This window comes from Mangrovibacterium sp. (assembly GCF_041596335.1).
Taxonomy (GTDB): domain Bacteria; phylum Bacteroidota; class Bacteroidia; order Bacteroidales; family Prolixibacteraceae; genus Mangrovibacterium.
On record NZ_JBFHIT010000003.1, the window covers coordinates 49,432 to 64,740 of the forward strand.

The following is a 15,309-nucleotide window of genomic DNA, read 5'->3' on the forward strand; positions in this document are numbered from 1 at the left end:
TAAATGATGTTGAAAAAATATACGACTTCAATTTTGTTGCTTTTAGCCGCTGCGCCGTTTTCGCAGGGGCAGGATAAAGCTCTGGTGAATACGTCGAAGAGCCAATTCGCGAAGCTGCAAGCGGTGAACCTGACCGATGTGAAATGGACCACCGGCTTTTGGGCCGATCGGTACGAGGTGTGCGAAAAGAGTATGATGCCGCACATGCTGGACATGTATCTGAACGATTCGATCAGTCACGGTTACGCGAATTTCGAAATTGCTGCCGGGCTGAAAGAAGGTGAGCATATTGGTCCTCCGTTTCACGATGGCGACTTCTATAAAATGCTCGAAGCAGCCATTGTAATTGCAGCCGAAAACAACGACAAGGCACTGACAGAGAAGATCGATTCGATCATTGCGGTGATTGGAATGACGCAGCGTGCCGATGGCTACATCCACACGCCGGTGATGATCTCCGAACGACTTCACCCTGAAACGAAGAAGACATTTAGCGAACGTATGGATTTCGAAACCTATAACATGGGACACCTTCAAACGGCGGCCTGTGTGCATTACCGCCTGACAGGCAAACGCACCCTGATGGATATCGCAATCCGAGCGACCGAATTTCTGTACAACTATTACAAAGACCACGCCCACGAGCTGGCGCAAAATGCTATTTGTCCGTCGCACTATATGGGAGTGACCGAGATGTACCGCACCTTGGGCGATCCGCGCTATTTGGAACTGGCCACAGGGCTGATTGATATTCGCGATCAGGTTGAAGACGGGCACGATCATAACCAGGATCGGATTCCATTCCGCCGGCAAACCAAAGCGCAGGGGCATGCCGTTCGTGCCAATTACCTGTATGCCGGCGCTGCTGATGTGTATGCCGAAACCGGCGACCAGAGCCTGATGGCTGCGCTCGATGCGATTTGGAACGATTTAGTGGGCAACAAACTTTACATCACCGGCGGTTGCGGTGCGCTGTACGATGGTGTTTCGCCCAACGGAACAACCTACGACCAGCCTTCCATTCAGCAAGTACACCAGGCTTATGGTGCCGATTACGAGCTCCCCAATCTGACGGCTCACAACGAGTCGTGCGCCAATATTGGAAACCTTTTGTGGAACTACCGCATGTTGCAGGTTACTGCCGATGCGAAATACGCCGATGTGATGGAACGGGTCATGTACAACAGCCTGCTGGCGGCGGTGAGCCTCGATGGCATTCGTCATTTTTATACCAACCCGCTGGCCGTTGCCGATGAGCTTTCGCACGATTTGCGCTGGTCGAAGGACCGCGAACCCTATATCAGCTACTGCAACTGTTGTCCGCCAAACACAGCCCGTACGGTTGCCGAAATCAACAATTACATGTACAGTTTGTCAGACGACGGTTTGTATGTGAATTTCTACGGGGCAAATGAGTTGAACACAACCCTGGAGAACGGCGATGTCCTTCAGCTAGACCAGCAAACCGATTACCCGTGGGACGGAAAAGTTGAATTAAAGGTATTGAATACCTTGAAGAACGAGATGACCCTGCACTTGCGCATTCCGGCCTGGTGCAAGGATGCCGGACTGACGGTAAACGGGCAGCCTGTGGCAGCGAAACCGGAGGCCGGGACTTATTTCGCGGTTTCGCGCAAGTGGAAAAAAGGCGACCAAATCAGACTGAATTTGCCTATGCCGGTGCAACTGATGGAGTCGAACCCGATGGTGGAAGAAACCCGTGGTTTGGTGGCTGTGCAGCGTGGGCCGGTGGTGTATTGTGTGGAAACAGCCGATTTGCCCGCGGGGACGAATGTTTTTAATGTGGCCGTTGACGCGGCCAAAGAACTGAAGCCGGAACCCATCGAAATTGATGGTGCGAAAATGATTGCATTGAAAGGTGAAGGCGTTTTGCTGACCGGCAGCAGCTGGAAAAATAAGTTATACCAGCCGGTGAACCTGGACGAAAAAGCTACCCGAATCGCACTCAGTTTTGTGCCTTACTACGCTTGGGATAACCGGGGAAAAGGGGAAATGAGCGTCTGGATTCTATTGAAGAGATAGTTTAGTTTTTGTTTACACGATAGGTCTTTGATTATTAAAAAGCTTTGATTGAAATTCGTTTCAGTCAAAGCTTTATTTTTCGTATACACTTTGGTTTCGGCAACTTCCCTCGGACTTTATTCTTCAGGCTGCCTTGCTACCGCTTGAACCCTTTTGCGTGGTTCTTATCCTTAATTCGTCACACGTTGCAATCCGGCATCACGAAATTCAGGGCCAATGCTTTCATGTAATTTACGGTTGTCCGGATAAAAATTGAGGGCTTCACCTGGAGTGAAACCCTCAATCGGTTTTTAATCTATTTAGAGTCAATCATCTATTTATCGACTTCAATAGCGGCCAGTATAAACGGCGCCACACCTTTGGTGTCGTTGGTGTTGATTTTTTCGGTGGTGTAGTATTCGTAGCTGCCGTCACGATAGGTTGGTTTTCCTCCTAAACCACAGCTACCGCAGATATTCACCATATCCGGCAATCCGTCGTCGCCGGTGACGATGAAAGTGTCCACCATGTCGTCAAAGGCTTCTGCAGCAATCTCCTTATATTTTGTATCGAGGTAGCCGTTTTTTGCACCTTTGGCAAAAGCATAGATGTACATCGCCGTTCCCGAACCTTCAAGGTAGTTGCCTTCACGATTTCCCTGATCGAGTACCTGGTACCAGCAGCCAGATTGCGGATCGCGCACTTTCATCAACGCGTCGCAGGTTTCCTGCAAAATAGTGATGATTTCAGTCCGGTCTTTGTGATCTTCAGGCAGGTCGTCCAGAACATCCACAATGGCCATGACATACCAGCCCATCGCGCGGCTCCAAAAGTGGGGCGACTGGCCGGTTTCAGGGTTTGCCCACCGCTGCTCTTTGCTTTCGTCCCAGGCGTGGTAAAGCAAGCCTGTTGCAGGATCGAGCGTTTTTTCGTGCACCAGAATGATTTCGTGGGTTGCCACATCGAACCAGCGCGGATCGTCGAAATATTTCGCGTATTTCGACAGGAAGGGCATGCCCATGTAAACACCGTCGAGCCAAATTTGTGAGGGGTAGATTTTTTTGTGCCAGTAGCCACCTGATTCAGTTTTTGGGTGATTTTCCATTTGCCGCACAAACTGGCCAAGCGCCTTTTTATACTTTTCTTCACCGGTGCGCTCCCACAAAATCAAGATGTTTTTGGCCGGGTTGATGTAATCAATATTGAATTTAGTAGAATCGTAACGGGCAACGTTACCGTTTTCGTCAATCATGGCATCCATGTCGGTTTTCATGTAGTCCGAATATTTTGGGTCGATGCTTCCCAATTTATCGATGGCCATACCTAATAGCGCCACATCGTACGACCAGCCTCGGCGGATTCTACCGTTGTAATAACCAAGACTGTCGGAGCGGGTCATGACTGCATCCGCCATTTTAATGCTCCATTTTTCAGAATTGTTCGGTGTTTCGGGAATGGTCTTCTTGTTGCCTGGCTGGCATCCAAAACCAAGCGCTAGCATTAGAAACAGTGCAAAGTACTTCATGTTTGATTTTATTTTTAGTGGTAATGAGTTTTAATGGAATTAATAAGATTCTTTATAACGAATATTTCGCAAATAATTTTGTTGTTAACGTAAACGGCAGTAAAGAAAGCCGGAAAACTCGTGAAAAATACAATTATCTTCATGAAATCGTTTACATTTGCGAGGATTTTTTCTAAATTAGAAAAATCAAAGTGTATGTAAACCTCTAATTGTATCCATTTTATGGCAAGTATGAATGAAGTCGCCAAAAGGGCGGGTGTTTCTATAGCGACTGTTTCCCGGGTATTGAACAATAGCGAAAGTGTAAACGAAGAAACCCGGATGAAGATAATCAAAGCAATTAAAGAGCTTAAATATCAGCCAAGTCGGGTTGCCAAACGTCTCCGTTCTAAAAGCGGTGCCGGAAACCTGTTAGGTGTGCTGATTCCCGATATTCAAAACCCTTTTTACGTCGATGTGCTCCAAGGTATCGAAGATGTTGCTTACCAGAATAATTATGTGATTATCATGTGTAACTTCAGTCAGGATGAAAAGAAAGAAGCACACTATTTGGAAATTCTGGAATCGGAAGCAATCGACGGATTGATAGCTGCCCCTGCTCACGAAGATGATCCGCGTATTAAAAAGATTATGCGAAATGGACTGCCAGTGGTTTGCGTTGATCGGGGATTAAAAGGCATGGATGTAGACATTGTTTGGGTGAATAATGAAGAAGGCGCTTACCAGGCTGTTAGTTATATGATCGGAGAAGGCTACAAGAGAATTGCGCATATTGGTGGTTTAACAACCATTCCATCAAGCCGTTTGCGATTGTCCGGTTACCTAAAGGCTTTGAAAGATCATGGTTTGCAGGTTGATGAGAACCTGATTGTACAGGGTGACTCGAGCTACGCCGGTGGTGTCAAATTCACGGAACAATTATTGAAACTCAGTTCTCCTCCAGATGCTTTATTTACAGGTAACAACCTGATTACCCTGGGAGCTTTAGAGGTAATTAATCGTGAGAAACTGCAGATTCCGAGAGATATAGCGATTCTTGGATTTGATGATATGAATTGGGCGAATGCCTTAAATCCACCATTAACTGCTGTTCGACAACCCGCATATGAAATCGGTAAAAGGGCAGGGGAGTTACTTATTCAACGAATAAAGGATCCGAAAAGACCTTGTATTCAAATGACGCTGAATTCAGAACTGAAGATTCGCAATTCGTGCTGATTCGACTGAGTAGCGTTTCGTTTTCGTTACTGAATATATCGTTTACATAGAATAATGTCTTTATTGTTAGACATTATTTTTTTGCTTTTATTTGGAAAATGTAAACGTTTACATTATCTTCGGCCTGTGTTGATATTTATTGGCAGAACCAGTTTTTATGCTGCCATTTTTTACTATTAAGAACTGAGCTAAATGGAGTTAATCAATTTAAATATCCCGCCGCAGTTGGTCATCGGAGAGGGCGCTTTGATCCGATTTTTTGATGATTTTAAATTGCAGGGGTATAAACGTCTTTTTATTTTAAGTATCCCGGTTATTCGACCACTCATTCAGGAATTTATTTCAACGATGGAGCAATCCGGGATTTCAGTTTTTATTAACGAACAAATTGCAGCTGAACCGACCTTTTCTGAAGTAGAGAAAATTCTGGCTGAAGCTCGTGATTTTGAAACAGATGCTGTTGTCGGAATTGGAGGGGGTAGTGTGTTGGATGCTGCTAAGTTTATTGCTGCTCAATTGAAAAATAGCCAGCCGACCGCTGAAGTAATCGGTATTCGTAACCTTCGGGAGCGATCAACTTATTTGGCGTGTTTGCCATCAACTGCCGGCACCGGAAGTGAAGTTTCGCCCAATGCGATATTTTTAGACACAACCGATAATGAAAAGAAAGGCGTCATTAGTCCATTTTTAGTTCCAGATGCAGCTTATATCGATCCGCTACTAACAGTTGGTGTTCCGCCGGCGGTAACGGCTTTTACCGGAATTGATGCGTTCACCCATTGTTTGGAAGCCTTCGTTAACCGTTTTGCGAATCCGGTAATCGATCGATTCGCCCTGGATGGTATGCAGCTAATTTTCAAAAATCTGAAACAAGCTTATGATCATGGCGACGATCTCGATGCCCGGGCAGCCGTTGCACTTGGAAGTGTTTACGGTGGTGTATGTTTGGGACCGGTGAATACTGCTGCGGTTCATGCGTTGGCCTACCCGTTAGGGAGTAAGTTTAAAATTGCCCATGGCTTGTCGAATGCAGTCATGTTGCCCTATGTCCTGGAGTACAACCTCCCGGCAGCTATTGAGCGTTTTGCCATTCTTGCCAAAAACCTTGGAATAACCGGTTGTGCTTCGGATGAAGAATATGCGAAAGCGGGAATTGAAGCCATCAGGGAACTGATTGTCTCGTTGAATATTCCGCTGAAATTGTCTGCATTGGGAATTCCGGAATCCGCCTTGCCGGAAATTGTAGAATCAGCTATGAAAGTTCAGCGATTGCTGAATAACAATGTACGTGAAGTGAAATTCACAGATGCCCTTGAAATATTCAAAAAAGCCTATTAATACAATATTAAGATATTGAATCGGAAATTACTGAATCAAGATGAAAAATAATAATCCATATAAAGGAGTCATTGTCCCCATGGTTTCACCATTGAACGATGACTTTTCCATTGACCAGGCTGCTGTAGGCCGAGTTGTAGAGAACTTTCTGAAATACGATGTTGCTCCTTTTATTGCCGGGACAACCGGTGAAGCCAGTTCACTTTCATTTCAGCAAAAGAAGGATCTGGTGAAAGCGACCGTCAATGTGGCAAAAGGAAAGGCCGTTATTTACGCAGGAATCGCATCGAACTGTTTGCCCGATACCATAGAAATGGCACATGCTTTTGCCGATATGGGGGCCGATGTGGTAGTCGCCAACTTGCCCTCGTATTACCCAATTACCCATGCACAGGCTGCAAAATATTGTTTGAAATTGGCTGATGTTTCACCTGTGCCTCTCATCTTTTATAATATAACAGCGACAACCGGTTATTCTATTCCACTTGAGTTGATGGAGAAATTAAGTTATCACCCGAATATTGCCGGGTTGAAAGATTCGGAGCGGGACGAGGAACGGCTTGATCAGGCGTTGAAATTGTGGAAAGACCGCGAAGATTTTGTTCATCTGATTGGTTGGGCAGCCATGTCGGGTTACGCCCTGAAAAATGGTTCGGACGGCATAGTACCCAGTACCGGTAATTTTACCCCTGAACTATACGCCGACTTATACAAACAGGCGCTTAACGGAAATTGGCAGCAGGTAGAAGAACTGCAACAACTGACTAACCGCCTCGGTGCTTTATACCAAAAAGACCGCACCCTGGCTGAATCGTTGGCGGCTCTAAAAGTAGTGATGAACGAATGCGGATTATGCGGCACTCAGGTTATGCCACCGATCTACCGAATGGATGAGTTGAGTGAAGAAGCCTTTCGCAGTGAAGCTAATTCCTGTTTAAGCAATTCAAGATTGTAAAATTTCAACATGAAACGAGCCATGACAAAATAGTTTGGACTAACATGTTAATGTTTATTGGCGAGTTCTATCCATTGTAGGCTTAAGAAAAGAAATGAGATTATAGAGTTGCATATACCTAATTTGAAAAGATGAAAAAAGATAATATCATATTGGCAATAACCATGGGCGATCCGGCCGGAATCGGTCCTGAGATTGCTGCGAAAGCTTTTGCCGATCCCGCTGTTTTTGAAAAATGTAGCCCGCTGTTGATAGGTAATGTGGCGGTAATGGAAGAGGCCATCAAGTTAACCGGGGTGGATCTGAAAATCAATCCGATAAAAGAGGTAAATGAGGCTAAATTGACTTTTGGCACCATCGATATTTACGATATTCCGGCTGATTTAAGTAAGATCAATCATGGTAAAGTATCAGCCGAGGCTGGAGATCTCGCTTTCAAAGCCGTGCGAAAAGCGATTGAATTAGCGATGAATGGTGAAGTTGACGGAACGGTGACCGGTCCGATTCACAAAGAAGCCATAAACTTGGCCGGCCATCATTTTTCGGGCCATACTGAAATTTACGCGCATTTCACTAATACCGAAAAATACACCATGCTGCTGGCCGACGAAAAGATTAAAGTCACGCACGTCAGCACCCATGTTTCGTTGCGTCAGGCCTGCGATTTGGTTAAAAAACAACGCGTGTTTGATGTGATTCGTCTGACCAATGATGCGTTGAAACGCGTTGGAATTCAGAATCCCCGGATCGGTGTTGCCGGATTAAATCCGCATGCAGGCGACGGCGGCTTGTTTGGTACTGAGGAAACCGAAGAAATTTTACCGGCGATCAATGAAGCGAAGCAGTTGGGGATTACCGTAGCCGGACCATATCCGCCGGATACACTTTTTGCGTTGGCCAATGGCGGAAGTTTTGATGGTTGTGTGGCCATGTACCACGACCAGGGGCATATCCCATTCAAACTGGTAGGCTTTATTTGGGACGAAAAAAAGCAGGCGATGAAAAGTGTGAAAGGAGTGAATATCACCCTGGGATTGCCGATTATCCGTACCTCCGTTGATCATGGCACGGCTTTCGAAATTGCAGGGAAAGGTATCGCCAGTGCCGATGCGTTGGTTTTTGCCATTGATTATGCCATTAAACTTTATCAAAACCAATAATAAGCGGACGATGATAGCAGTTATTGCAGATGATTTTACCGGAGCTGCCGAAATTGGAGGTGTTGGCCTGCAAAGGGGCTTAAAAGTGCTGATTGAAACAATGGTTAGCGGCACTGGAAATCCCGATTTGCTGGTGATTGTCTCTGACACCCGTTCGATGGAGGTGGAGAAGGCGAAAGAAAAAATAAAGACACTGACCAGTCAGTTGCTTAAGTTGAAGCCACGCTTCATTTATAAAAAATTGGATTCTGTTTTACGTGGAAATATTTATGAAGAACTGATTAGCCAACAGGAGGTTGAAGGAAAGAAGCGGGTGATTGTAATCCCTGCCAATCCTCATTTCAACCGGATTATTAAAGACGGAATTTACTACGTGGAGGAAGTTTCTCTGGCAGAAACCTCGTTTGCCAACGATCCTGAGTTTCCTCTGACGTCAAGTAAGGTCGCTGATATAATTGGAAATGACCCTTCGTTAATCAATTGTCTGAATGTAACTGAAGAATTGCCTGAATCGGGATTTATAGTCGGCAATGTGCTGTCGGATACTGATCTTAAAAATTGGGCCAAACGAATCGATGATCAATCGGTATTCGGTGGCGGAGCCGGTTTTTTTGAAGCTGTTTTGAATCTGGAATTTGCACCTAAAATTCGGAGAGGGTCTCTGCAGATAGCCGATGGTCAGAAAGCATTATTTATTTTTGGAAGTACATTTCCAAAGACTGTAGAATTTATTACTAGATTGAAGACTGGCGGAATGGCATTTATTAATCTATCGGAAGAGTACTTTCAAGATTGGGGGCACAGGAAGGGCGACATTGATGAGATGGCTGAAAATATTGCCGGATGGCTGAATCAAGACCGCAAAGTGGTGGTGACAACCATTTTTTCCGATTCCCCCGGGGTTGAAATTTCACCGGAACTGGTTCGGCAAGAAATAGGCCTGCTGGTTAAAAAAGTTTTTCAACTTGCCGAAATCAACGAACTCTATATTGAAGGCGGGGCAACAGCCTCTCAAATTATGCGAAATCTGAATATCTCCCATTTAACTCCGGTTCGGGAACTCGATTACGGAATTATCCAGATGAAGGTTGAAGCTTACCCAGGCCTAAACCTGATAACCAAACCCGGAAGTTACAGCTGGCCTGATTGCGTTATTCCGGACAGCAATTAAAACAAACTGAACGAAATCATTCGAACAAACCAAAATAAACCAAAATCAAATCAAACTAAATGAATCCACTTCCAAGCATACATTTCGTCGATTATTTAATCATGTTTTTAACCTTAGTCGTCTCCCTGGGGGTTGGCTTTTGGTTTTCGACGAATCAAAAAGACACCGACAATTATTTTAAAGCCGCCGGCTCTATTCCATCGTGGGCTATCGGTATTTCCATCTTGGCTACCCTTATAAGTAGTATCACCTTTTTGGCCTATCCGGGTGAAGGCTTCACGTCGAATTGGATTAGATTAGTTCAGGGGCTGATGGTGCCCATTGTTCTGGTTGCCATTGTTGGCTTTGTTGTGCCTTTGTTTCGGCATGTTATTCAGCTAAGTACGTATGAATATTTTGAAAAGCGCTTTGGTTTTTTTGCCCGCTTCTACACCTCAATAAGTTTTATTTTGACCCACTTTTCCAAAATGGGAACGGTATTCTTTCTGATCTCGCTGGCGTTAAGTAAAATGATTGGTCTTGACACAACTACAATTATCTGGATTATCGGTGCTGCTGTAATTATTCTGACCATGATGGGTGGAATCGAAGCCGTAATTTGGCTGGATGTGATCCAGGGATTTTTACTGATTATTGGTGGGATCATCGCTTTGGGGATTTTGTTGTTTACTCCCGAAGGAGGGCCGGTTGCGGTGTGGAATGTTGCAATGGAAAATGGCCGTATTGGCTTCGGACCGTTCGATTGGGACTTTGTGAACCTCACCTTTATAGTAATGGCTTTGAATGGTGTTTTTTATGCCATCCAAAAATATGGAACGGATCAAACAATTGTGCAACGTTATTTGACGGCAAAAACTGATAAGGCAGCGATTCGTGCTTCACTGATTGGTGTATTGCTAAGTGTTCCGGTCTGGGCTATGTTCATGTTTATCGGGACTGCCCTGTTCTCTTATTACCAGATTACAGGTGATGCCCTGCCTGCCGATATTGAAGCCGATGCCGTTTTTCCATATTTCATTTTAACAAAACTACCTGTTGGTGTGGTTGGATTGATTTTGTCGGCCCTGATGGCTGCTGCTATTTCCAGCCTCGACTCGGATTTGAACTGTCTTTCTGCCATTTTAATGGAAGATTATTACAAACGCATTCGTCCAAATAGTACGGACAAGCAACAATTGATGATGGGGCGTATTTTCATTGTTCTGGCTGGTTTGGGAGCCATCGCCGTGGCACTATTTTATGTACAGGCCGGAAGCGAAGGGGTATTGGGAATTATCTTCACCCTATATGCGATTTTTTCAGGTGGTATTGCCGGCATGTTCTTGCTGGGAATATTCAGCTCCAGAGCAAATAAACAAGGCTTGTATTGGGGAATTGGAGCCAGCGTTATTTTCACTGGCTGGGCCGTGCTTACTTCAACACCGATCGGTTTGGAAGGTCATGAATCGATATTGGTCGACATGGGAAGTTTGAATTATCCGCATCATAAATACATGATTGGTGTTTACAGTCATGTGTTATTGGTTTTTTTCGGATACATCGGTAGCTTTTTTTACCAGGGCAACCCAACCGACACAACTCTGACCTGGAAAGGTTGGAAAGCACGTATGAAACAATTAAACAAAGCATAAAACCGAATAAAACTATTTTCCATGAAAAATCTATTCATTTTAAGTTTGTCCATTCTGTTTTTGGCGTCCTGTAAGCCGGAAGTTAAAAAGGAGGAAGGTCTCAGTCTCTTGAAAATATCTGAAAACGGACGCTACTTTGAGACAGAGGATGGAAAACCGTTTTTCTGGCTTGGAGATACCGGCTGGTTGATGTTCACCAAACTTAACAGAGCCGAAACCGAAAAATACCTTGAAACAAGAAAAAATCAGGGATACAATGTTATTCAGGCGATGGTGCTTCACGGTTTGGGGGCGGTAAATGTATTTGGTGATTCTGCCTTGGTGAACAACAGCGTGGCGACTCCGAATGTTACAGAAGGAAATGATTTCAACGATTCAGTTCAATACGATTACTGGGACAACATGGACTATGCGATTGACTTGGCCGCTGAAAAAGGCTTGTACATGGCATTGGTTCCGGTATGGGGAAACAATGTGAAAGGTGGTGGTGTGTCGCGCGAGGAAGCTGCTGTATATGGAAAATGGATTGCCGGGCGATACAAGGATCGTAAGAATATTATTTGGCTGAATGGCGGCGATGTGATGGGAAGTGACTCAATTGCAACTTGGAATATTTTGGGAAATGCCCTCAGTGATAACGATCCTAATCACCTGATTACCTTCCACCCGCGTGGTCGAATGCAGTCAAACGACTGGTTTCTCGATCAATCCTGGATGGATTTCAATATGATTCAATCCGGTCACCGGCGTTACGATCAGGATGATACAGAACGTGCTTACGGACAGGACAACTGGCGTTACATTGTTGAGGACTGGGATTTGACACCAATTCGTCCAACCATTGACGGAGAACCTTCCTACGAGGGAATTCCACAAGGATTGCACGATACGTTGCAGCCTTTCTGGAACGATGCCGATATGCGCCGCTACGCCTACTGGTCGGTTTTTGCCGGAGCGTTTGGATACACATACGGAAGTAACGCTGTCATGCAATTTTATCAGCCGGGTGACAAGGCTGCTGCATATGGTGCAAAAGAATATTGGACGGAGGCAATTAACGACCCGGGAGCCCGGCAAATGCAGTATTTAAAAGAATTGATGTTGTCGCGTCCGTATTTTGAACGCGTTCCGGATCAAAGTTTGATTACCGGCGAGAATGGGGAGAAGTACGATTTTCTGATCGCGACTCGTGGTAATAACTATGCGTTCATTTACACCTACAATGGCCGCGATATTCCGGTTCAGATGGGGAAAATTGCCGGCGCAAAAGTGAAAGCCAGCTGGTTTGATCCACGCAATGGCCAATATTCAGAGATTGGTGAGTTCGAGAATACTGGTGTTCAATCGTTCGATCCTCCCGGAGATGCAGGCGATGGCCACGATTATGTGCTGGTACTGGATACTGTAAAGTAGATTGATGATGAGAAACAAAATATTACTCCTGGTAGCTCTGTTGGCGACGTTGATTTCCTGCTCGAAGGAAAAAGAAATATACGTATTCAGCACGTTTCGCGAACCGGCTGACAAAGGGTTGTTTTTAGCCTATAGTGAGGATGGTTATCATTGGAACGATTTGGGCGGCCCATGGCTGAAGCCCGAAGTGGGCCAGCAAAAAGTAATGCGTGACCCCTCGGTGGTGCAAGGTCCCGACGGAACTTTTCATATGGTATGGACTTCTTCGTGGCGCGGTGATTTGGGCTTCGGGTATGCCAGTTCGAAAGATTTGATTAACTGGAGTGATGAGCAATTAATCCCCGTTATGACCGATACTTCAACGGTGAACGTATGGGCCCCCGAGCTTTTTTACGATGATGAAGCCGACCGTTTTATCATTATTTGGGCTTCTACAATTCCGTTCAAATTTGAAAAAGGGGAGGAAGAGGAAAGGAACAACCATCGGATGTATTATACCACCACCAAGGATTTTAAAAGCTTCACTGATACAAAGTTGTTTCTTGATCCCGGATTTAGTGTGATCGATTGTGTGATCGTAAAGCGTGGAGCGAAGGATTATGTGTTGGTGTTGAAGGACAATACCCGGCCGATGCGAAACATCGAAGTGGCTTTCGGCGAAACGCCGTTAGGACCCTGGACTGACATTTCCGAGCCATTTACGCCGTTCAAATCCGAAGGGCCGACCGTGCTGAAAGTTGGCGAAGATTACCTGATTTACTACGACTCCTACGGCGAAATGAACTATGGATGCGCCCGAACCAGCGATTTCAAATCTTTCGAAGACATTACCGATCAGGTTTCATTACCTGAAGGGCACAAACATGGCACAATTTTTAAAGCGAAACATTCGGTTGTTGATGCGCTGCTGAAACAAGCCAAATTGAAAACTGAAAATTAGTTGGTGAAAAGAACCGAATCCGGTCCTGATTTTTGACGTACCCGGATTCGATTCTTCTTTTGATTGCAATTAGATAAATGAACAGAAACATGAATTTAAGAACGAAATTAATCAGCCTGGTTTTTCTGGCGACGGCATCGTTCGGCCTTTCGCAGGCGCAGGAATTGCCGCACTACACCGGAGAAACGTTAAATAATCCCGACTATCATCATGGCCAGTTGTCACCGGCCATGGGGGTGCACAATATTCAAACCTTTAGGGCAAACCGCGAACATCCGGAACTAGCCGAAGATTTGGGCTGGACATACAACCATGCGCCAAACCTGGCGTACTGGAACAACACCTTCTTTTTGGAATATCTAAACGATCCGGTTGGCGAGCATATTCCACCCGGAGCAACGATGCTTCAAACTTCGCGCGACGGCTACGTCTGGACCAAGCCCGAAATTGTTTTTCCTCCTTACAAAATTCCCGATGGGTTTTCTAAAGAAGGCGATACAGCTGTTGCCCGAAACGTGGAATCGATCAATCATCAACGGATGGGGTTTTTTGTTAGCAAAGATAACCGCCTGTTGGTTCTTGCTTATATCGCCATTTCGCTGAATGAGAAAGACAGTCCGAATGACGGAAATGGCATTGGGCGTGTTGTTCGCGAAATTTATGCCGACGGGAGCTGGGGGCCAATTTACTTTATTCGTTACAACCATGGTTGGAATGCAAAGAATACAAGTTTACCTTTCTATACAAAAAGCAAGGACAAAGGTTTTGTGAAAGCCTGTGATGAGTTGCTTGGTACCCCATTGGTGGTTCAGGGATGGAATGAAGAGGCTGATCGGGATGATCCGTTGATCTCGCTGAAAGGAGAGTATAAAGCATTCAATTTTTACCATTTGCCAGATGGCAAGGTCGTTGGCCTTTGGAAGCATGCCCTGACGGCAATCAGCGAGGACGAAGGAAAAAGCTGGACACAACCTGTTCGTGCTTCGGGTTTCGTAAACAGCAATGCTAAAATCTGGGGACAACGCACAACTGATGGTCGTTATGCCACGGTTTACAACCCTTCAGACTTCCGCTGGCCATTGGCACTTTCGGTAAGTGATGATGGTTTGGAGTACAAAAAACTGTTGCTGGTAAATGGTGAAGTTTCGCCCATGCGTTATGGTGGAAACTATAAATCGTACGGACCTCAGTATGTAAGGGGAATTTTGGAAGGAAACGGAAAGCCTGCTGATGGAAACATGTGGGTTACTTACAGCATGAATAAAGAGGATATTTGGATTTCGAAAATCCCCATTCCTGTTCTCTATAAGGAAACGACCGATGTGAATGACGTTTTCAACCAGATGGAAGCTGGCCAGGAATTGGATAGCTGGAACATTTATAGTCCGGTTTGGGCTCGTGTTGCAATTGAGAAAGATACTAACGGAACGCGATGCCTGGTGTTGAATGATCAGGATGAGTTTGATTACGCCAAAGCGGAAAGGCTGTTTCCAAGAGCCGAAAGTGTATCTGTTTCGTTTAAGGTGAAGCCTGCACAAAACGACCACGGACGGTTGGATGTTGAATTGGTGGACGAAAAAGGAACTGCAGCTCTCCGCCTGTGCTTCAATGCTGACGGACAATTGCAACAGAAAAATGGCTATCGCATGAAAAATATCGTGAATTATGAGGCCGGAAAAGAGTACGATATCCGTATTGAGCTAACCGCAGGAAACCGTTTCTACCATGTATTTATCGATGGTGAGAAGAAATCAACAGGACTTTGTTTTGCACCGGTTCATGCGGTGGAACGTGTAACTTTCCGCACCGGCGACGTTCGTCGTTTTCCCGATGTGGATACGCCTACCGATCAGGATTACGACCTGAAGCAAGATGGAAAACCGGTGAAGCTGGCTCGTTTTTCAATTTATTCCATAACGACAAAAGAATTATAACC

The 15,309-nt window shown here is 45.3% G+C and carries 11 protein-coding genes; 10 read left to right on the forward strand and 1 reads right to left on the reverse strand.

Annotation, left to right across the window (positions count from 1 at the left end):
- Window positions 1-3: 3 nt before the first annotated feature.
- Window positions 4-2,043, forward strand: coding sequence for a glycoside hydrolase family 127 protein (locus tag ABZD21_RS02175; protein ID WP_372772553.1), 2,040 nt, complete (start codon window positions 4-6; stop codon window positions 2,041-2,043).
- Between the two features lie 313 nt (window positions 2,044-2,356).
- Here the strand turns inward: ABZD21_RS02175 and ABZD21_RS02180 are convergent, their stop codons facing one another.
- Window positions 2,357-3,547: a glycoside hydrolase family 105 protein gene (locus ABZD21_RS02180; RefSeq protein ID WP_372772555.1), complete on the reverse strand. Its 1,191-nt coding sequence runs from the start codon at window positions 3,545-3,547 to the stop codon at window positions 2,357-2,359.
- A gap of 222 nt (window positions 3,548-3,769) precedes the next feature.
- Here ABZD21_RS02180 and ABZD21_RS02185 point away from each other — a divergent pair, with 222 nt between their 5' ends.
- The 9 genes from ABZD21_RS02185 to ABZD21_RS02225 all read left to right on the forward strand — a co-directional run bounded on the left by ABZD21_RS02185 (window position 3,770) and on the right by ABZD21_RS02225 (window position 15,307).
- A complete protein-coding gene (locus tag ABZD21_RS02185) occupies window positions 3,770-4,765 on the forward strand; it encodes a LacI family DNA-binding transcriptional regulator (RefSeq protein WP_372772556.1) in 996 nt (331 codons plus the stop codon).
- Window positions 4,766-4,957: 192 nt separating this feature from the next.
- A complete protein-coding gene (locus ABZD21_RS02190) occupies window positions 4,958-6,103 on the forward strand; it encodes an iron-containing alcohol dehydrogenase (protein WP_372772558.1) in 1,146 nt (381 codons plus the stop codon).
- A 40-nt stretch (window positions 6,104-6,143) separates the two neighbouring features.
- The gene (locus ABZD21_RS02195) at window positions 6,144-7,058 is read left to right on the forward strand and encodes a dihydrodipicolinate synthase family protein (RefSeq protein ID WP_372772560.1); all 915 of its coding nucleotides are present in this window, start codon (window positions 6,144-6,146) and stop codon (window positions 7,056-7,058) included.
- A gap of 131 nt (window positions 7,059-7,189) precedes the next feature.
- Window positions 7,190-8,218: a 4-hydroxythreonine-4-phosphate dehydrogenase PdxA gene (gene pdxA, locus ABZD21_RS02200; RefSeq protein WP_372772562.1), complete on the forward strand. Its 1,029-nt coding sequence runs from the start codon at window positions 7,190-7,192 to the stop codon at window positions 8,216-8,218.
- Between the two features lie 10 nt (window positions 8,219-8,228).
- Window positions 8,229-9,389, forward strand: coding sequence for a four-carbon acid sugar kinase family protein (locus ABZD21_RS02205; RefSeq protein ID WP_372772564.1), 1,161 nt, complete (start codon window positions 8,229-8,231; stop codon window positions 9,387-9,389).
- A 59-nt stretch (window positions 9,390-9,448) separates the two neighbouring features.
- Entirely contained in the window at window positions 9,449-11,020 is a 1,572-nt protein-coding gene (locus tag ABZD21_RS02210) for a sodium:solute symporter (RefSeq protein ID WP_372772565.1), read from the forward strand.
- A 21-nt stretch (window positions 11,021-11,041) separates the two neighbouring features.
- Window positions 11,042-12,433 (forward strand): glycoside hydrolase family 140 protein, encoded by a 1,392-nt coding sequence (locus ABZD21_RS02215; protein WP_372772566.1) that lies wholly within the window; start codon window positions 11,042-11,044, stop codon window positions 12,431-12,433.
- A 4-nt stretch (window positions 12,434-12,437) separates the two neighbouring features.
- Window positions 12,438-13,373, forward strand: coding sequence for a glycoside hydrolase family 43 protein (locus tag ABZD21_RS02220; protein ID WP_372772568.1), 936 nt, complete (start codon window positions 12,438-12,440; stop codon window positions 13,371-13,373).
- 89 nt (window positions 13,374-13,462) lie between these two features.
- Window positions 13,463-15,307, forward strand: a complete 1,845-nt coding sequence (locus ABZD21_RS02225; RefSeq protein WP_372772569.1) for an exo-alpha-sialidase — start codon at window positions 13,463-13,465, stop codon at window positions 15,305-15,307.
- Window positions 15,308-15,309: the final 2 nt, after the last annotated feature.